We start from the raw sequence: 17,548 nt of genomic DNA, 5'->3' as shown, positions 1-17,548 counted from the left end.
GCGGGAACGTCGGGACGATGCGGGCACTGTTGATGAAGATCGAGCAGGCGACCGGGCTGGACCGGATCGGCGACCGGCTGCAGCAGAGCGTCCAGCGGCGGATCAGCAACGAACGGGTCCGCGACCTGCTGCACGGGGTGTGGCTGGGGCATCCGCTGCACCCGGTGCTGATCCAGGTGCCGATGGGTGCCTGGCTGAGCGCCGCCGTACTCGACATGCTGCCCGGCCAGCGACGGGCCGCGACCACCCTGGTCGGCGTCGGCACCGCCGCCGCGCTGCCGGCGGCGGTCACCGGGGCGAACGACTGGGCGAGCCTGTCCCGCGAGCAGCGCCGGGTCGGCCTGGTGCACGCGATCGCCAACACCGTCGGCCTGGCCTGCTACACCGGATCGCTGGTCGCCCGGCTGCGCGGCCGCCACCAGACCGGCCGTACGCTCGGATTCCTCGGCCTCGCCGCGGTCGGTGCCGGCGGCTTCCTCGGCGGTCATCTCGCCTACAAGCAGGCCGCCGGGGTCAACCACGCGGTGCCCGAGCTGCACCGGATCTCCGCCGGCTGGCACCCGATCGCCGAGTTCGCCAACCTGCCCGAATCGGGCATGATCAGCCGGCAGGTGGACGACGTACCGGTGCTGGTCTACCGGCACGGCGAGGACGTCACGGTGCTGCTGGCCCACTGCGCCCACCAGAACGGACCCCTCGACCAGGGTGAGGTGATCAGCGCGGACGGCCACGCCTGCGTGGTCTGCCCGTGGCACGGCAGCGCGTTCCGGCTGACCGACGGCACCGTCGCCCACGGCCCGGCCGCCACCGATCAGCAGGTGCTGCGCAGCCGGGTGGTGGCCGGCGTCGTGCAGGCCCAACTGCCCTGATCCGACAGTGCCACGGCAGCCGGCAACCGTACGGTGAACTTCGCACCGGCACCGGGGTGGCCGGCGGCCTCGATGGTGCCACGGTGCGCGGTCACCACCTCGCGTAGCAGCGCCAGGCCCAGGCCGATGTGCAGCCGGTCCGCCCCGGCTCCGCGATGGAACCGGTCGAAGATGCGCTCGTCGGGGTCGAAGCCCTCGCCGGTGTCCGCCACGGTCAGTTCGATCGTGTCGCCGACGGCGGCACGGCAGACGACGACGTCGATCCGCCCGCCCGGTCGGGAATGCCGCAACGCGTTGGTCAGCAGTTCGGACACCACCCTGCGCAGCGCCGAGGAGACCCCGGCCACCGGCAGCGGACCATCCGACCGGTCCAGGGCGATGACCACGCCGTACTCCTGTGCCCGGTCGCTCTCGGCGAGGACCGCGTTCTCGACGACGGCTGCCAGGTCGACCGGCACGTCCGACACCCGGTCGGCCGGGGCGGCGCCGAGCCGGGCGGACAGCAGCAGGTCGTCGACCACCTCACCGAGCTGCCGGGTGGTGCCGACCAGCCGGTCCAGGTCGGCGGCGTAGTCAGAGGGAATGTTGCCGTTGCCGTTGCCGGTACGGGCCCGGCGGGCGAGCACCTGCGCCCTGGTATGTACCTGGGCGATGGGCGTACGCAGCTCGTGGCTGGCGTCGGCGATGAACCGCCGCTGACGCACGAGTGCCTCGGCGAGTGGCGCGACCGTGAGCCAGCCGACGACCATCCCGCTGGCCAACGCGGCCAGCAGCCCGATCCCCTCGGTGATGGACAGGGCCAGGAGCAGCTGGCGACGGTCGGCGAGGTGGTAACGGGCGTCGAAGACTGCCTGGATGGTGTCGTCGCCACGGGGCTGGGTGAGGACGAAGTAGACGGTTCCGTTGCGCTCGATCCTGGTCACCTGCTCGATTCCGGTCGCGGCGACCGTCTCCATCACCTGACGTAGCGGGAATCCGGCCGGCGCGGGGACTCCTGCGGTCTGCGGCGCGAGGGCCGCCGCGTCCTGCGGCTCGCCGCCGCCGCGCAGGAACAACCAGGTGCAGCCCGGCGGGCCGGACGGGTCGCCGCGGCTGGCGGTGTACCGCAACTCCCGGTCGATCTGCTTCTCCTGCCCGTGCACGAGCATGCCGTAGGCGATCCCGCCGACCAGGGTGACCAGCGCGGTGACCGCGAGGCCGACCAGCGCGCCGACGCGCAGCCTGGCCCGCGCAATGACCTTGCGTTCGGCGGCGGCCCAGGAGGTGCCGAACGGCTCGGCCGACGATCGGGGCATCAGAGCTCACCGAGCCGGTAGCCAAGGCCGTGGACGGTTCGGATCACCGATCGACCGAGCTTGCGACGCAGGTAGTAGACGTACGTGTCGACGATAGAGGTGGCGTGGGCGTCCTCGAAGACCTGCCGACGCAGCCCGGACCGGGAGTGCACCCTTGTCGGCGCGGTGGCGATAACCCGGAGCAGGTCGAACTCCCGCAGCGACAGCGCGACCCGGGACCCGTCGGGCAGCACCACGTCACGCAGCCCGAGGTCGAGCCAACCGGCGCCGACGCGAACCGTCTCGGCCGTGTGCAGGCTCCGCCGGCACAGTGCTCGCAGCCGGGCCGCCAGCTCGTCCAGTTCGAACGGTTTCACCAGATAGTCGTCGGCGCCCGCGTCGAGGCCGGCGACCCGGTCGTCGACCGTGCCGAGCGCGGTCAGGATCAACGCACGGGCCTGCACCGCACGCGATCGCAGCCGGGCTAGCAGGTGCAGCCCGTCGATCGCGGGTAGCATGCGGTCGATGACCATGACGTCGTACGGTCGGGTCAGCCCCAGGTGCAGTCCGCGTTGTCCGTCATGAGCTGCGTCGACCCGGTAGCCTTCGTCGGCGAGCGTCTCGCTCAGCAGGCTCGCGAGGTCCGCGTCGTCCTCGATCAGGAGCAGGCGGTGTGCCGGTGGCGCCGCCACACTTGCCGTCATCACCCGTTGAGAATCGCACACCCGGACCCGGTTACCCCATAGACATTTGTCTATTCCTAGTAATCTCGACATGCGCCGGCACGGCCATGCCGCCACATGTCGCACAGCGTCAGTGGACGGCCCGCTCGAAGTAGTCGGCGCACAGTCGCAGCCGTCGCGCGTGGATCACCATCACGCTACCGAGGACCAGCTGGACCAGGCTGCGCCGAACGTCGGCCCACCGGTCCCCGGTGCGCATCAACCACATCCGCAGCCGCCCCGGAACCCCGACCGCCGCCGATCCAGCCGTGACCCCCGCCGGCCCAGCGTCGGTCGCCGGGTCGGCCGGGATGAGGAAACACGGACCCCGGCTCGGCAACGACCGGTCGTGACGTACCGAGGAGGCCAATGCGTACCGGCGCAGCACCTCACGGGTCACGGCGCGCATCATCACCGGCGCGACGCCGCGCGCCGGACAGGCACGGTTCGCGGTGACGCCGAACGGCACGAAGTGCGCCTCCCGCCGGGACACCCGCAACCAGCGGTCCGGATCGAATTCGTCATCGGCAGCCGGTCCGGTGCGCTGGTAGGCGAGATAGTTGAACAGCAGCACCGAGCCGGCCGGCAGGGTGGTATCGGCGTCCACCTCGATCGGTGCCGAGGTGATCCGGTGCGCCACGCCGAACAGCGGATGCACCCGCAACGCCTCGTCGATGACCCGGTCGAGCAGCCGATCGGCGTCGGCCGGCGGCCCGTCCAGCGCCCGGCGCACCGCGAGCTGCGTCGGCGGATGCTGGGCGATGGCCAGGAGCAGATGCGCCATCGCCTCGGACATCTGCACCACCGCCGTGTTGAAGAACGCACCCTGCAGCCACCAGGCGGTCTCCTGCGCGGTGAACGGCTCCGGCAACACGACCGGAGCGGTGCCCGCGTCGACCCGGGCCCGCAGGTAGCGGGTCAGCCGGTCGCGCCGGTCCATGTGCCGCAGCCCGCAGCACTTCAACGCAGTCACCACGTCGTCGGCGTTCGCGACGATCAGCGCCCGGGCGTCCGGCGAGCACGCCTCACCGAAGACCAGCTCGTAGTAGACCTCGGCCCAGACCGGCAGCATCATGTCCCGCAGCCGCACCCGGCTGACCCGGTCGGTAGGCAGCCGGTCCAACTGCCGGCGGGCGGCGGCCGCAGCCAACTCCGCCGACCGTTGCTGCGGCACCGCCAACACCCGCCGGGTGGTACGGGCGACCGCAAGGTACCGCTCACCTGGTTCCAGGTGCTCCTGGTGCATGTGCGGGCCCGGGGCCAGCCAGTACCAGAACAGGTCAGACAGCCCGGCGCCGCGACTGCGACCGTCCGCCGCCGGATTCGCGTACACCCGCTCGAAGTGTTCCGCGCCGACCAGCGGGCCGGGCACCGGGATCCCCTCGGTGCCGTTGACCCGGGCGAACACCCACTGCCGCAGGCCGATCACCGCCGGCGGAAGCCACCGGGGCAGCGTCCACAGCAGCACCGCCGCCGCAGCGACCAGCAGCACTGGTACGGCGAGCCCGGTCACCGCCGTACCCCCCGGTTGATCAAGTCCGGAGTGACCTCAGCCGGGCGAGCCGCCCCGGCCAGCGCCAACGTCCGGTCCAGGTCGGCCCGCAGCAGCTCCAGCACCTGCCGCACACCGGCTTCACCGGCGGCGGCCAGACCCCACAGGACCGGCCGGCCGATGCCGACCGCGACGGCGCCCAACGCCAGCGCGGTGAGTACGTCGGTGCCGCGCCGTACCCCGCCGTCGAGCAGCACCGGCAGGCGACCCGCCACCGCGTCGACGACGGCGGGCAGTGCGTCGAGGCTGGCCGGTACGCCGTCGAGCTGCCGGCCGCCGTGGTTGGACACCAGCACCGCGTCGGCGCCGTGTTCGACCGCCAGTGCGGCGTCGGCGGGATGCAGAACTCCTTTGAGTACGATGGGCAGCCGGGTCGTTGCCCGCAGCCACTCGATCCGCTGCCAGTCCAGCCCGGCGTCCATCTCGATCGACCGGACCTCCCCGGTCGCCGGATCGCGCATGTTCTCGCAGCACAACCCGTCCGGCAGGTCCAGGAAGCCGTTGCGCAGGTCCCGTTCCCGCCGGCCGAACACCGGCGAGTCGACGGTGACCACCAGGGCACCGCAGCCCGCCGCCTCCGCGCGCCGGATCAGCGACTCGGTGAACGCCAGGTCCGGCTGCGGGTAGAGCTGGAACCACAGCTTCGGCCGAGGCGTCGCCGCAGCCGCGATCTTCTCCACCGCGGTGGTGGCGGCCATGCTCACCACCATGATCGTGCCGGCCGCCGCAGTAGCGCGGGCGGAGCCCACCTCACCGTCCGGATGGGCGAGCCGGTGGAACGCCGTCGGCGCCACCAGCACCGGCATCGAGACCGTCTCGCCGAACAGCTCCGTGCGCAGGTCGCGGTCACCGACACCGCGCAGCACCCGGGGCAGTACGCGGTAGGCGTCGAAGGCGGCCTCGTTGTCCCGTACCGTCCGTTCGTCGCCGGCACCGCCAGCGAAGAAGTCGTCGTGTGCCGGGTCGAGCCGGCGACCGGCCGCCGCCCGCAGATCGGCCAGGTTCACCGGGGCAGGGCCGCTGGCCAGGGCGTACCCGTTCATCGGCGCACGGCGACCGGGTGACGGGACGGATGGTGACCCTGCACCCGGCCGCGTATCGCCGCAGTGACCTCGATGTGCACTGCGGCAGCCACGCGCCGTAGGTTGGCCGGGTGCAAGGAGCCAGTCAGATCGAAAACATCGATCCTGGTCGCCTTATGGCTGATCACCTCCCTGACCGTAGCCACAGATTCTCAGAACGGTCTCAGCCCGACCGTCCGGTGTGGTGCCACAGTCCGGGATCCGGCCTCCCGTAACAGAATCCGGATCTGAGTAATTTCTGATTTCGAGCCGCTAGCATCGCCGCATGCCGGCCGCGTCCATCAAGGAGCTCGTCGACCATGCCAGCAACTGAGCCGGGCACCCCGCCTGCAGCGTACCCACGGCAGATCCTGGACCTGCTGGCAGCCGCCGCCGACCGGACAGTGTTCGAGTACGGCGCGCGCGAGGTCACCGGCGCCGAGCTGCTGGACGCCGTCGGGCGGATCAGCACCGGTCTGCGGGCGGCGGGAATCGGGCCGGGCGACGGGGTGGCGATGACGCTCGGCGTCTCACCGGAGGCGTTCGCCGCCATGATCGCCGCCCAGGTGGTCGGCGCCCGGGTCTCCGGGGTGCGATCGGGTCTGACCCCCAAGCAGTTGCGTCACGTCCTCACCGGTGCCGGTACCGCTACCACGCCGGCCAACCGGGCGGTGGTGGTCGACCGGTCGACGGCGACCGGCGAACTGCAGCTCGCAGCCGACGGGCTCGACCTACTCGCCGTCGGCGACCTGCTCGCCGGACCACCGTCGGCGACCGCGCTGGACTGCGCCGGCCGTCCGGCCGACGCCGGGCGCATCGTCTACACCAGCGGCAGCACCGGCGACCCGAAAGGCTGCGTCGAGACGTACGCCGGGCTCGGCGCGGGATGGGCGGCCTACCCCGACCGATGGCCGACAGCCATCCGCGACCTGGCCACGAAGCTGGACCGCTTCCTGGTCTTCGGATCGCTGAGCAGCCAGGTGATGATGGAGTACACCGTGCTGACCCTGGCCGCCGGTGGTATCAACGTGATCGCCGAACCCACCGGCGGGCCGGAGCCGTTCCTGCCGTCCGCGATCACCCGGCTGCGGGCGACCGCCAGCGTGGCCGCCGTGCCCCGACTGCACCAGCTGGTCACCGGCCAGCGCACCGACCCGGTCGACCTCAGCGCCTTGCGTGCCCTGCTGGTCTCCGGGTCACCACTGGAACCCGGCCGGCTAACGCAGGCCGAGGCGGTGCTGGGGCCGATCGTCTACAACGGGTACGGCCAGACCGAAGCCGGCCTGATCTCGATTCTGACCCCGGCCGAGACGGCCGGGGCACCGGCCCGGCTGGCCAGCGTCGGCCGTCCCGCCGAGATGGTGCAGACGCAGATCCGGGACGGTTCCGGCAACCCGGTACCGGACGGAGGTGAGGGCGAGCTGTTCGTCCGTAGCCCCGGCCAGGGCACCGGCTACTGGGGCGACCCGGTCGAGACGGCGGACGTCTTCGCCGACGGTTGGGTACGGACCCGCGATCTCGCCCGCTTCGACGCCGACGGCTACCTGTACCTGCTCGGCCGGATCCGGGACGTGATCATCGTGCACGCCGACGTCCGGTACGCCGGCCCGATCGAACGGGTCCTGGCCAGCCATCCCGGCGTGGCCGAGGCGTACGTGGTCGGGATACCCGACGAGCAGAGCGGGGAGGCTGTGCACGCGTTCGTCGTGCCGACCAGCGCCGCGCGGCCGGACCCGGCCGAGCTGGGCGAGCTGGTGGCCGACCGGCTCGGCCAGGCCAGCCGGCCCCGTACCGTCACCTTCATCGACGTGGTGCCGGTCGGGCCGAGCGGTAAGCCGGACAAGCGGCAGCTCCGGCCGGGCGGCGGCTGAGCAGCCGGACACCGGCGCGGTCGCGGCGGTGCCGCCCGAGTCAGCCCCGGTCGCGACGGTACGGGCTCAGGTCAGCCCCGGTCGCGGCGGTGTCGACCGGTCTCGCCGGACGTTCCGGCGGTGCGCCGCTTCAACCCGAGCATGGTGCCGATCTGCGCGCCGACGATGCTCGCTGCGGTGATCACCGCAGTCACCGCGAGTGGACGGTTCAGGTTCTGCTCCGGGCCGGAGCGGCCGGCGGAGACGCCGCCGCCGAGGTTGCCGGTGGCGTCGTTGTCCACCTGCCAGGCGGGGCGGTCGGCATCTGACGGTACATCGACCGGCGGCGGGGTCTGTGGAGCCGCCGGCTGCTCCGGCGTCGGCGTGGGCTGTTCCGGCGTGGGCGTCACCGCCGGGGTGACGACCGTGCCGGTGGCGTGCGGCCGTACACCGGTGTCCGTCGCCTCGGCCGGCAACCGCAGCAGCTGGCCGGCCCGGATCCGGTCCGGATCGTTGATCTCGTTGAGGTCGGCCAGCTCCCGGTAGTCACTGAACCCGCCGAGGTAGCGGTCGGCGATGTGGCCGAGGTAGTCGCCCTTGGCGACCCGGTACACGGCCGGCTCCGCCGCCTCGTCCGGCTGGTCCGTCGGTGCTGTGTCGCCGCCTTCCGGGCCGGTGGGGGCTGCGGCGAGCGTGTGCAACGCCGCTGGCGAGACCAGCGGGGCCGGCGAGCCAACTGCGGCCGGTGCCGGCGCGGCGGACCGCCCGCTGGCACCGACGAGCTGGTTCGGTGTCGCCTGCTGGCCGGCGGGCGCGGCAAGCTTAGGGGCGCTGCCGAACCCGGTGCCCACCACCGCCGCCGCCGAGGTCGCCTCGACCGGCCCCGGTGCGGCGAACGCCGCCGCCGGACCGGCGACCAGGATCAACGAGATCGATCCGACCAGTGCGGCGGCGACGCGCTGCTGCCGGCCCATGCCGGGCAGTCTCGGTGTCGGCCGGCGCAGCAGTCGGGCCGGTACCTCCACCAGCACCGACAGCAGGAACGTCGCCCAACCCAACCAGCCGGCAACCGCCAACACCCGGATGAACAACTGTCCGTCGTCGCGGCTGGTCAGCGCGGTGCCGATCTCGTCGATGCCGGGCAGGTGGTCGGGCAGCGGGTTGCCGGCGAACGCGATCAGCGCGACCGGTGCGCCGGCGAGCAGGATCAACAGGACGGCCAGCGCACCCAGGCCGGTGAGGACCTGCCCGAGCCGCCGGACGGGGGAAACGCGGGTCGCGCGCATTGTGCCGCTCCTCTCGAGGGGTCAGCTTCCCGTCACGGGTCGGTCCGGAGCACGGCGGTGGCCTGCCCGGTCACCGGGATCCCCGGCGGGAAACCGAAGAGGCTGAGCATGGTGGTCTCGTAGGTCATGTCGACGGTCACCGTCATCTGCTGCTGATCGGGGGCGACCTCGACCGTGTACCCGGTCACCCCGGGCAGGTCGTCGAAGTAGTGGTCGACTGCGGCGGTGGCCGCCGGGACGTCGATGAACTGGCCCTCCCCGCTGACCGCCAGACCGATGTCGATCTGCTGCCCGCCGGTGCGGGCCGCCTCAGCGGCCAGGTTGTCCGCCCGTTGCTTGGTGCGGTACTTGCCGGCGGCGTCCACGGTGATCCCGAGGACGGTGGCCACGGCGAGGAAGGCCACGGCGAGGAAGACACTCACCCGCCCCGCGTCGCGGTGATCGTACGCACCGCCGTCGACGCCCGGCTGCTGGCGGCTTCCGCCCGGCCGCTGGCGGCTCATCCCCGCCCCCGGTAGCGGTCCAGCGGGGAACGGAAGTCGGCGCTGAGCAGCCGGTCCTGCGCCACCCAGGGCAGCCCCAGGTCGCCGAACTGGACCGTGCAGCTCACCCGGACGTGGATCAGCGCGGTGGTGCTGCCGGGCGCGGTGGCGAACGCATTGGTCAGGGTGTCCACCCCGTTCGGGGCGAAGTCGGCGGCCGGTTCCCCGGTGCAGGCGATGCCCTCCCAGTCGAGGCGCTGCTGCGCGGCGTACTCGGCGTTGGTCTGCGCCTCGGCCACGGACCGGGAGATGGAGGCGGCGCGGGCGGCGTCGTGCGCCGCCGCGTCCAGGGCGTTGCGGGCCAGCACGGTCCGCCCGGTCACCCAGGCGACGACGACCAGCAGCAGGAACGCCGGGGTCAGGATGGCCACCTCCACCGAGACGGATCCCCGGTCGCGGCCCCGTTCGGAGCCCTGGCCGGAACCCGCATGGCGTCGCCGCACGATCAGCCTCCCGCGACCTGCTCGAACCGCTCGATCTCGCCGTTGGCGGTCTCGCTGACGGTGAACGTCACGCCCGGCACCAGCGACAGTGCCTTACCGCTGACGGTGTACGACACGTACCGCCCGTCCGGGCCGACCGACGGCGCCGGCAGCGGGTCCGGGTCGAGCCAGTCACCGGCGTCGGCGAGGAACGCGGCAGCGCGTTGCGCACCCACCCCGGTGTCGGCGTTGCCGCTGCCCAACGCGTCGTAGCCGCGTTCGGCGGTGACCGCCTGCTGGGCTGCGCTCAACGCCACGGTACGGGCCAGGAACAGCGCGGCGACCTGGATCGAGGCGAACAGCAGCAGCAGGATCGCCGGCAGCAGGATCGCCAACTCGACCGGCGCCGCGCCCCGGTCCCGGGCGGGCCGGGCCACCGGGGTGCCGGCGGGCCGGACCACCGGGGTGGGGATGGTCCGGCCCGCGGCGGGCTCGGCGGGAACCTCGGTGGCCCGGCCGGCGAAGTGACGGCACATGTCGCCGATCAATCGCCGCCGCCCGGGAAGTTGCCCGAATCCGGCAGGTCGCTCGACGGGTCCGGGTTGGCGTTCATGAAGTCGAACGCCAGGTTCGACGCCCAGGCGAGGACGGCGATCGCGACGAGCGCCAGGCCGACGATGATCACCGCGGTGGGGACCGGGCTGTCGCCCCTGTCCCGTTCGTCGGCGCCGCGCAGTTCGCCGATCCGGTCGGCCACCGCGAGGTAGAGGCGGGTGAATATCTGCATCGTGACGGGTCCTTTCGGGGGTCTGGCCGATGGCCGCCGGGCGGTCATATCCGGGCCAGGAAGGGATAGAGGACGAATCCGATCAGGACGAAAACCAGGAACGCTCCCGGGATGTCGAGCCGGCCGGTGACCGCCTCCGCCCGAGCCAGGTTGTCGGTCCTGATCTGGTCGCGCAACGAGTCGGCGCGGCTCCGCAACGTCTCGTGCACCTGGGCACCTTCGGTGCCCGACGACTGCATGATCGATCCGACGTCACCGAGCTCCGGTACGCCGATCTGGTCGGACAGGTCGCGCAACTCGTCCCAGGGCGAATGCATCTGCAGCTGGGCCAGCCGCAGCGCCTCCCGGATCCGTTCGAAGACCCACCCGTCACACACCTTTGCCGCCCGTTCCAACGCCTGCACCGGCCCGTGCGCGGCGGACAGCTGCAACGCGACGAGGTCCAGATAGGTGCAGACCGCCCGGCTGAACTCCCGCCGGGCCTGCCGGGCCTTGCTGACCACGTCCTGGTGGGCGATCAGCGCGGCCGCCGCCGCCAGCACCAGGCTGGCGGCCACCGGTACGGCGACCGGCAGGTCGATGCCGACCACACCGAGCGCCATGCCCAGCACCGGTGGCGCGACCAGCCCGATCAACGCCGACAGCAGCAGCGACAGGGCGTACTGCTCCGGGGTCCGGCCGAGCAGGGCGAGTTCCTTGTGCGGTGGCCGCAGCCACCGGACCACGCCGGTCAGCCAGGCCAGATCGCTGTCTACGGCGACCACACCCGGCCGGCCCTGGGTGTGGTGCAGCCGGCGCAGCGCCGGCCCGAGCGCCGGCGTGGCCGGGCTGGTCTCCCGCAGCAGCAGGAAGACCCCGAGGCCGACCAGCGCTCCGCTGACCACCGCGACGGTCAACTGCCAGTTGAGGATCATGACAGCACCTCATCCGGATCCGGGGCGGCGAGGAACCGGGCCGGTCGGGGCGGAATGCTCATCTGCCGCACCCAGACGAGCAGCGCAACGAACAGGCCGCCCAGCGCGACCATGACCAGTTGGCCGGTCGGCGTGCCGTACGGCGCCATGTAGTCCGGGTTGACCAGCCCGTACCCGAGGACCAGCAGGGTCATCACGGTGAGGAACCGCACCGCGAACCGGGGCTGGGTGCGTTTGGCCTCCACCTCGCGGCGAGTGGCGACCTCGGCGGCGGCCGCGTTCGCGATCGACCCCAGGACGTCACCGAGCCGCTCGCCCCGGTCGGTGAGGTGCAGGATCAACGCCGCCACGACCTGGTCGCAGACCGGGTCGCCGATCTCGTCGGCGAACGCCAGCAGCGCGGTCCGGCCCAGCCAGCCGGCCTGTAGCCGGGACGCCAGATCCCGTACCTCCGGGTTGATCTGCTCAGGAGCGGTGCTGACCGTGCCGATGATTGCCTGCTGCAGGCCCTGGCCGGTGCCGGAGACATCCTTGAGTCGGCGGGTCCACTCGCCGACGGCTTCGATCCGGGCGATCGCCCGCCGCTCCGCCTTGCCGACGCTGAACAGCCACGGCGCCCCCGGCACGGCGACCGCGACCAGGATGCCGGCCACCGGCAGGCCGGTGACCAGGAAGGCGAACGCGCCGACCAGCCCGGCGGCGACCAGCAGCGCCTGATGCTGGCGCTGCTCGCGGCGGCTGGCGCCGGAGCCCAGCCAGAGCCGACGCACCAGCAGCCCGGCGCGCGACGGCGGCCCGGGTGGCCGGCTGGTGCCGATCAGCGCGACGACGGCGAGGACCAGGCCACCGATGCAGGCCGCGCCAGCGACCACCGCGATGACTTCGATGTTGGCAGGCAGGTTCACCGCTGCCCCCGCAGGACGGTGTGCCGTGGCCGACGCCAGGCACCGACTCCGGCCTCGATGTAGCGGGACAACGTCCGGGCGTCGTAGCCGACCCGCAGCAGCTGCTCCCGGATTCGTTCCGGCAGGTGCCGGGGGACCGCCCGGCCGTCCGCCCCGGGACCGAAGACGGTGGTGGTGGCGATCCGACCGCCCTCACCGACCCCGATCACCTCCTCGACGTGCGAGACGAACCGGTGTTTACGTCCGCCGATGCCGGTCTCGTCCTCGACGGTGACGTAGACGATCAGGTCGAGGGCGTTGCCGGCCATCCGGCGGGCCTGGTCGACGGTCATCTCCCGGCCGTGCGACAGGGCCAGCTCGACGATCCGCTCGCCGACCCCCGACGGGGTACGGGCGTGGATGGTGCACATCGAGCCACGGCTGGTCGTCATCGCCTGCAGCATCGGCACGATCTCCCGGGACCGGACCTCACCGACGACGATCCGCAGTACACCCATCCGCAGCGAGACCGGGATCAGGTCGGCGATGCTCACCTCACCGGCCGGACGGCCGTCGAAACCGCGTTCGCCGTGACCCTCGCGGGCCTCGAAGCTCATCACCGCCCGGTGCCGATCGGTACGCCGGGCCGGCAGCAGTTCCCGGCTCTCCTCCAGCAGCACGTACGGCTCGTCGGGTGGGATCTCGTCCATCAGCGCCCGTACCACGGTCGTCTTGCCGGCCCCGGCCAGCCCGGCGACCATGATGTTCAGCCCGGCCCGCATCGACGCCCGCAGGAAGTCGCGGACCAGCACGTCGATCATCTCGTCCAGGTCGGGTCGGCCGCCGGCCACGTCGTCGAGGCTGATGTCCAGGGTGTTGTGCTTGCGGATCACCGCGTACGGGCGGTGGCTGACCAGGTAGACGGCGGCCAGCCGGCTGCCGTCGGGCAGTTGCAGGTCCAGCGTCGGCTTCGAGGTGGACAGCGACCGTTCGGTGGCCCCGGCCCGTCGGGCGGCCGCCTGCAGGATCTCCACCAGTTCGTCGTCGCTGTCGGCGATCGGGGCGTGCCAGTCCACCTGCCCGTTGCGCCGGGTGATCCGCACCTGGTCACAGCCGAGGATGTGAACCTCTTCGATGGTGTCGTCGACCAGCAGGGTCTGCAGCCGGCCGAGCCCGACGAGTTCGGCGGTGACCTGGTCGAGCAGCACCCGTTCCTCGTACGCGGTCAGCGGGGTGCCGGCCCGGCGGACCTGGTCGGCGTACTCGGCGACGACCGCGACGGCGAGCCGGGCCCGCTCGACGTCCTCCTCGTCGATGGTGAACTCGCGACCCCGCTGCCAGCGGGTGAGCCGGGTGCTGAGCTCCCGGCGCAGCTCGCGGACCAGCGCGAAGTCGGTACGCGGCCGGGCCAGCGCACCGGTGCCGGTGGTGTCGGAGGTGGCCGGTGGCGTGGTGGCTGGAGCCAGCGCGGTCGGCGGCGGAGCGACGGGGCGCGAGGCGACGGGTGGCGGAGCGACGGGGCGCGAGGCGACGGGTGGCGGAGCCGTCGGCGGCGGGGTCACCTGGGGCAGCGCGGTCGGCGGCAGGGTGGCCGGGGCGGCACCGGGCTGGATGCCGGGCCGGGGTGCGCCCGTGGGCCGGGCGGTGGGCGGCGCGCTGACCGGGACGACCAGCGGCCAACTGTGCCGCGCGCTGTGGCCGTGCTGCGCGGGACGCAGCGGCACGCCGCTGTGCCGCGTCGCGGCGGGCGGTACGGCTTCGCCGGGGGCGGCTTCGCCCGGAATGCCGTTCGGACCGAGTGGCGGGGTGATCGAGGTGAGCGGGTCCGGCCGGTCCCGGGCCGGCCGCTGCGGCCGGCCGGCGGTGTTGTCGGACTCGTCGCGGGGATCGCTCAGAACTGGCTCAAATCGCATTCGGCACCCCTTCCGGCGTTGCCCACCGCAGCCGGGCCTGCCGTCGCTCGATCAGCGAACGGACCGGGACCTCCAACGCGCCGGCCGCCCGCAGCAGCGGCCGGTTGAGCTTGACCGTGCCGCCGTGGCTGAGCACCTCGGCGGTACGGGGGTCGGCCGGCAACCGGGAGATCACCGGCAACTGCAGGGCCCTGCTGATCTCGGCGCGGCTGTGGCCGTCACCGACCAGCAGCAGCCGCAGTGAACCGGGCGGCACCCGGTGCTCGGCGAAGTCCCGCTCGATCGTGGTCACCGCCGCGCGGGCGCTGGACAGGTCGGGCAGGTGCGCGGCCGCCACCACCAGGACGACGGTCGCCGCCCGCAGGATCGGCCACGGTGGATTAGCGACGTAGAGCCGACCACAGTCGACGATCACGTCGTACGGTGGACGGCCGCGTTCCAGGCCGACGAAGAAGTCGGCGAACCGTTGCCAAAGAGGGGTGACGCTGCCGATCTGCGTCGGGTCGACCACGCCGGGCAGCAGCAGCCGCTCCCGACGGGGGGCGTCCAGGTCGACCAACTGGCTCCAGAAGGCCTCCTCCAGGTTGCCGTCGCGCAACTCGCTGACCGCCAGTTCCCCGATCCCCCGCCGGCCCTCCAGGGCACCGCCGAGGTAGCCGGCCATCAACGTCCCGCCGGCCGGATCGCACTCGGCGAGCACCACCCGGTGATGCCAGGAGAGCGTGCAGGCGAGTGCACTGGTGGTGACGCCGGGGGAACCCTTGGCGGAGACGAGCGCGACGATGGCCATCCGTCAGGCCGCCGGGGCCAGCACGACCGCGATCCTGTCCTCGGCGGCGAGCACCACCACCGCCGGCACGTCCCGTGCGGCGAGTGCCAGGTAGGCGATGACCCCGCTGCGGTCGTCGGCGGCCACGTCGATCACGGTCGCGTCGAACCGGGTGACCGCGTTCTCGCTGGCGTTACGCGTCGGCGTGCCGACGAGGATCAGCTTGTCGCCAGGGTTCAGCTGCCGGGCCGGCACCTGGTCGGCCCGCAGCCCGATGGCGATCTGCTGCTGGTCCGGCCCGATCATCGGCTCGTTGGTCAGCTGCGCCGGGGTGAGCAGACTGCCGGGCACCAGGGCGACCGCGGCCCGCAGCCCGACGACCTGGTCGAGCTGGCTGGCCGGCACCGGCTTGATCGCCTGCCCACCGGCCACCTGCACGGTCACCAGGTCGTCGGCGGACAGCACCGCACCGACCGACACGTCCCGGGCGACGGCCAGGTAGGAACCGGTGGCCCGGACCGAGGTGACCGCGAAGGCGGACCCGAGCCCGCCGAGGGCGATCAGCAGCACCGCCAGCCCGAGCAGGCCGGGCCGGACCCGCCGCTGCCGGACGATCTTCGGCGGGGTGACCGGCGCGTCGACGCCGCTCTGGCCGGTACGTGTCGTCGCCACGGTCATCGCCGTACCACCTGCAGTTCGTCGATCTCGATCTCGATGGGGTCGCTGCTGACCTGCGGGCTGGCGAAGATGTCCTGCTCGACCCCGTTGATGAACCAGGTGACGTCCCAACTGACCGTTGCGGTGATCCGGTAGTTGCCCGGCGTCGGGTAGCCGTTGTCGTAGCCGCAGCCGGGGTTCCAGGGGTTGTCGGCCGCCGGGTCGTACGCGTCGAAGACCTCGGCCCGTTCGCAGCTGAAGCTGTCGCCGTTGCCCATGTTGAAGGTGATCTCGTCGACTTCGGCGACCACCCGGACGCTGACGTCGCGGTCCGCCTCGTCCTCATCAAGCGGCCCCCAGACGGCGTCGGACTCCTCGGACCACACCCAGACCGGCAGACCGACCAGGCCGGGCTTGTCCGGGTCGGGCGCGGTGTGGATGACCGGAGGTACGAACTGGATCCGGGCGTACGCGCGGCGGCGCAGCTCGTACGGGTCCGGTGGCGCCTCGTAGCCCGGCGGCGGGTCGGTGAGCCACACCGTGATCCGGTTGACCACACCGGCGGCGCAGCTGCGCTGGTACGCGGTTTGGCCGGGCTCTCCGTCCGGCGGTTGCGGCTCGGCTCGCATGTAGTAGCACCCGTCGTCCCGGTTGAACCAGCCGAGGATCTCGTCGTAGCAGGGCAGCTCGACGCCGTCGCGGTAGCAGGGCTCGGCTCCGCCGTCCCCACCGCCGCCGTCGCCGGGTCCGCCACCGCCGTCGTGACCGGGGCCGCCGGGGTTGCCCGGCCCCTCGACCCAGCCGTCGCATTCGGGTTGGGTGACCGCGCAGCCGCCGCCGGATGACTGGGCGGCAGCCGGCCCGGCGGCGGTCAGCCCGGCAGCGGTCAGCAGGGCGATGAGGACCAGCCCGGCGAACCGGGGACGGTTGGTGGCAGCGGCCCCGGTCAGCATGGCTGGTCCCGGTGCGAGAAGCCGCCGCTGATCAGCCAGCGACCGTCGTCGTAGCGGGTCGCGGTGGCGGTGGCCAGGTAGCGACTCACCTCGGTGCCGGGAACGACCGTGTCGGTGTCGTCGGCGTAGACCATCCGGTAATTCGTGGCGTCCAGGCAGTCCTGGATAACCACGGTTACCGGGACCGAATCCAGATTCACCTCGGTCACCGTCGGTTCGGAGATTAGCGAGCCGGTCCGCATCGCGCCGTGCTCCTTCGCGTCTCGAATGCTCAGCCGGACCTGCGCCAGGAGCGGATCCGCCAGATACTTCTTCAACTCGGGGTGGTGGGGGTCGGCCGCGTGTTCGGCCTTCTCGGCGGCGGCGAGGTAGCCGTTGTACGCGGCGAGCGCGGCTTCGGCGGCCTCGGCGGCGGCCGGGTCGTCGGTCGCCGCCGGTACGCGCAGTGGTGGCAGGGTGGCGGACTGCTCGCTGGCGCAGCCGGCGAGTGCGGCAGCCGCGAGCACCGACGCGGCCAGCATCACCGCTGGCCAGGGGCGCTGACTTGGCCTCACGTCCGTCCTCCTCGGTGCCCGCCGGGCCGGCCAGGGTGGCGCAGGGCGACAAGCACTATTGCCAACATCGATGTGTTGGGTGTTGCCGTACTGTCCGCTGGAATGATCCAGTGCTGCCTCCGGCTGGTCCGGCCAGGTGTCGACCGACGCATTTCCGCCGGTCGGTCGGATGTTTCCCGGCGGTAGTGCATCGCTCAAGGGGGGAGCATAGGCTGACGCCCGCGACAGCAACAGGGGCAATTCAGAACAATACTCAGGGTTACGATCTTCGAGTCCGGTCCCGGCGGAGGGTGGTGCGATGCCCGGTCATTCCGATCACCGCACTAAGACGCGTCGGAGTACGTCTGTCAAGTGGGCAGCGGTGATCGAAAACCGACACTCGTCATCGCGAATTGCCAGCCTGGGCCGGATTCTGTCCCATTTGGAAGTCGACGGTCGGCGCGACCACTGTCAGCCGGCGAGCCGACCACGGTGCGCGTCGGAACCGGTCGACCGGACCCCGCCAGGCCGACCGACACCGAAAGTAAGCGATCATGAAA

At 72.3% G+C, this 17,548-nt stretch carries 18 protein-coding genes; 2 read left to right on the top strand and 16 right to left on the bottom strand.

What is annotated here, in order from left to right; genetic code table 11:
• The first annotated feature begins 17 nt into the window (after positions 1 to 17).
• Positions 18 to 869 carry a Rieske 2Fe-2S domain-containing protein gene (locus O7621_RS06040; RefSeq protein WP_282233114.1) on the top strand — a complete coding sequence of 284 codons (852 nt, stop codon included), beginning with the start codon at positions 18 to 20 and terminating at the stop codon, positions 867 to 869.
• Here the strand turns inward: O7621_RS06040 and O7621_RS06035 are convergent.
• From O7621_RS06035 to O7621_RS06020, 4 genes are all read right to left on the bottom strand, one after another.
• Positions 812 to 2,164: a HAMP domain-containing sensor histidine kinase gene (locus O7621_RS06035; RefSeq protein ID WP_282233113.1), complete on the bottom strand. Its 1,353-nt coding sequence runs from the start codon at positions 2,162 to 2,164 to the stop codon at positions 812 to 814. The genes O7621_RS06040 and O7621_RS06035 overlap by 58 nt on opposite strands.
• The gene (locus O7621_RS06030) at positions 2,164 to 2,847 is read right to left on the bottom strand and encodes a response regulator transcription factor (protein ID WP_282234468.1); all 684 of its coding nucleotides are present in this window, start codon (positions 2,845 to 2,847) and stop codon (positions 2,164 to 2,166) included. Before O7621_RS06030 ends, O7621_RS06035 begins: the two co-directional genes overlap by 1 nt.
• 109 nt (positions 2,848 to 2,956) lie before the next feature.
• Positions 2,957 to 4,378 carry a cytochrome P450 gene (locus tag O7621_RS06025; protein ID WP_282233112.1) on the bottom strand — a complete coding sequence of 474 codons (1,422 nt, stop codon included), beginning with the start codon at positions 4,376 to 4,378 and terminating at the stop codon, positions 2,957 to 2,959.
• Positions 4,375 to 5,460, bottom strand: a complete 1,086-nt coding sequence (locus O7621_RS06020) for an alpha-hydroxy acid oxidase (RefSeq protein WP_282233111.1) — start codon at positions 5,458 to 5,460, stop codon at positions 4,375 to 4,377. Before O7621_RS06020 ends, O7621_RS06025 begins: the two co-directional genes overlap by 4 nt.
• Positions 5,461 to 5,798: 338 nt before the next feature.
• Here O7621_RS06020 and O7621_RS06015 point away from each other — a divergent pair, with 338 nt between their 5' ends.
• On the top strand, positions 5,799 to 7,349 hold the full coding sequence (locus O7621_RS06015) for an AMP-binding protein (RefSeq protein ID WP_282233110.1): 1,551 nt from the start codon (positions 5,799 to 5,801) through the stop codon (positions 7,347 to 7,349).
• A 71-nt stretch (positions 7,350 to 7,420) separates the two neighbouring features.
• Here O7621_RS06015 and O7621_RS06010 read toward each other — a convergent pair whose 3' ends face one another.
• From O7621_RS06010 to O7621_RS05955, 12 genes are read right to left on the bottom strand one after another with little or no spacing between them, the layout of a single operon-like run.
• Positions 7,421 to 8,614 carry a LysM domain-containing protein gene (locus tag O7621_RS06010; protein WP_282233109.1) on the bottom strand — a complete coding sequence of 398 codons (1,194 nt, stop codon included), beginning with the start codon at positions 8,612 to 8,614 and terminating at the stop codon, positions 7,421 to 7,423.
• A 32-nt stretch (positions 8,615 to 8,646) separates the two neighbouring features.
• Positions 8,647 to 9,117: a pilus assembly protein TadG-related protein gene (locus tag O7621_RS06005; protein ID WP_281552287.1), complete on the bottom strand. Its 471-nt coding sequence runs from the start codon at positions 9,115 to 9,117 to the stop codon at positions 8,647 to 8,649.
• A complete protein-coding gene (locus O7621_RS06000; RefSeq protein WP_282233108.1) occupies positions 9,114 to 9,599 on the bottom strand; it encodes a TadE/TadG family type IV pilus assembly protein in 486 nt (161 codons plus the stop codon). Before O7621_RS06000 ends, O7621_RS06005 begins: the two co-directional genes overlap by 4 nt.
• 2 nt (positions 9,600 to 9,601) lie before the next feature.
• On the bottom strand, positions 9,602 to 10,114 hold the full coding sequence (locus O7621_RS05995; RefSeq protein ID WP_282233107.1) for a TadE/TadG family type IV pilus assembly protein: 513 nt from the start codon (positions 10,112 to 10,114) through the stop codon (positions 9,602 to 9,604).
• A gap of 8 nt (positions 10,115 to 10,122) precedes the next feature.
• The gene (locus O7621_RS05990) at positions 10,123 to 10,365 is read right to left on the bottom strand and encodes a hypothetical protein (RefSeq protein ID WP_281552290.1); all 243 of its coding nucleotides are present in this window, start codon (positions 10,363 to 10,365) and stop codon (positions 10,123 to 10,125) included.
• Positions 10,366 to 10,409: 44 nt separating this feature from the next.
• On the bottom strand, positions 10,410 to 11,276 hold the full coding sequence (locus O7621_RS05985) for a type II secretion system F family protein (protein ID WP_282234467.1): 867 nt from the start codon (positions 11,274 to 11,276) through the stop codon (positions 10,410 to 10,412).
• Complete coding sequence (locus O7621_RS05980; RefSeq protein WP_282233106.1) at positions 11,276 to 12,184, bottom strand: type II secretion system F family protein; 909 nt, start codon at positions 12,182 to 12,184, stop codon at positions 11,276 to 11,278. Before O7621_RS05980 ends, O7621_RS05985 begins: the two co-directional genes overlap by 1 nt.
• Positions 12,181 to 14,076, bottom strand: coding sequence for an ATPase, T2SS/T4P/T4SS family (locus O7621_RS05975; RefSeq protein ID WP_282233105.1), 1,896 nt, complete (start codon positions 14,074 to 14,076; stop codon positions 12,181 to 12,183). The genes O7621_RS05980 and O7621_RS05975 overlap by 4 nt, the downstream gene beginning before the upstream one ends.
• Positions 14,066 to 14,866 (bottom strand): ParA family protein, encoded by an 801-nt coding sequence (locus O7621_RS05970; protein ID WP_282233104.1) that lies wholly within the window; start codon positions 14,864 to 14,866, stop codon positions 14,066 to 14,068. The genes O7621_RS05975 and O7621_RS05970 overlap by 11 nt, the downstream gene beginning before the upstream one ends.
• 3 nt (positions 14,867 to 14,869) lie before the next feature.
• Positions 14,870 to 15,523, bottom strand: a complete 654-nt coding sequence (locus O7621_RS05965) for an SAF domain-containing protein (RefSeq protein WP_282233103.1) — start codon at positions 15,521 to 15,523, stop codon at positions 14,870 to 14,872.
• The gene (locus tag O7621_RS05960; RefSeq protein ID WP_282233102.1) at positions 15,520 to 16,455 is read right to left on the bottom strand and encodes a hypothetical protein; all 936 of its coding nucleotides are present in this window, start codon (positions 16,453 to 16,455) and stop codon (positions 15,520 to 15,522) included. The genes O7621_RS05965 and O7621_RS05960 overlap by 4 nt, the downstream gene beginning before the upstream one ends.
• Positions 16,449 to 16,976, bottom strand: a complete 528-nt coding sequence (locus O7621_RS05955) for a hypothetical protein (RefSeq protein WP_282234466.1) — start codon at positions 16,974 to 16,976, stop codon at positions 16,449 to 16,451. Before O7621_RS05955 ends, O7621_RS05960 begins: the two co-directional genes overlap by 7 nt.
• Between the last annotated feature and the right edge of the window lie 572 nt (positions 16,977 to 17,548).

It is taken from the genome of Solwaraspora sp. WMMD937 (genome assembly GCF_029581175.1).
Lineage (GTDB): Bacteria > Actinomycetota > Actinomycetes > Mycobacteriales > Micromonosporaceae > Micromonospora_E.
Note: the sequence above shows the minus strand (reverse complement) of the source record. Positions and strands in the feature narration are given on the sequence as shown.

What these genes read in the sequence shown, in the direction of transcription:
- O7621_RS06040 (WP_282233114.1), top strand. Translation starts at nt 18, where the DNA reads ATGCGGGCACTGTTGATGAAGATCGAGCAGGCGACCGGGCTGGACCGG.
- O7621_RS06035 (WP_282233113.1), bottom strand. Translation starts at nt 2,164, where the DNA reads ATGCCCCGATCGTCGGCCGAGCCGTTCGGCACCTCCTGGGCCGCCGCC.
- O7621_RS06030 (WP_282234468.1), bottom strand. Translation starts at nt 2,847, where the DNA reads ATGACGGCAAGTGTGGCGGCGCCACCGGCACACCGCCTGCTCCTGATC.
- O7621_RS06020 (WP_282233111.1), bottom strand. Translation starts at nt 5,460, where the DNA reads ATGAACGGGTACGCCCTGGCCAGCGGCCCTGCCCCGGTGAACCTGGCC.
- O7621_RS06015 (WP_282233110.1), top strand. Translation starts at nt 5,799, where the DNA reads ATGCCAGCAACTGAGCCGGGCACCCCGCCTGCAGCGTACCCACGGCAG.
- O7621_RS06010 (WP_282233109.1), bottom strand. Translation starts at nt 8,614, where the DNA reads ATGCGCGCGACCCGCGTTTCCCCCGTCCGGCGGCTCGGGCAGGTCCTC.
- O7621_RS06005 (WP_281552287.1), bottom strand. Translation starts at nt 9,117, where the DNA reads ATGAGCCGCCAGCGGCCGGGCGGAAGCCGCCAGCAGCCGGGCGTCGAC.
- O7621_RS05995 (WP_282233107.1), bottom strand. Translation starts at nt 10,114, where the DNA reads ATGTGCCGTCACTTCGCCGGCCGGGCCACCGAGGTTCCCGCCGAGCCC.
- O7621_RS05990 (WP_281552290.1), bottom strand. Translation starts at nt 10,365, where the DNA reads ATGCAGATATTCACCCGCCTCTACCTCGCGGTGGCCGACCGGATCGGC.
- O7621_RS05975 (WP_282233105.1), bottom strand. Translation starts at nt 14,076, where the DNA reads ATGCGATTTGAGCCAGTTCTGAGCGATCCCCGCGACGAGTCCGACAAC.
- O7621_RS05970 (WP_282233104.1), bottom strand. Translation starts at nt 14,866, where the DNA reads ATGGCCATCGTCGCGCTCGTCTCCGCCAAGGGTTCCCCCGGCGTCACC.
- O7621_RS05965 (WP_282233103.1), bottom strand. Translation starts at nt 15,523, where the DNA reads ATGACCGTGGCGACGACACGTACCGGCCAGAGCGGCGTCGACGCGCCG.
- O7621_RS05960 (WP_282233102.1), bottom strand. Translation starts at nt 16,455, where the DNA reads ATGCTGACCGGGGCCGCTGCCACCAACCGTCCCCGGTTCGCCGGGCTG.
- O7621_RS05955 (WP_282234466.1), bottom strand. Translation starts at nt 16,976, where the DNA reads ATGCTGGCCGCGTCGGTGCTCGCGGCTGCCGCACTCGCCGGCTGCGCC.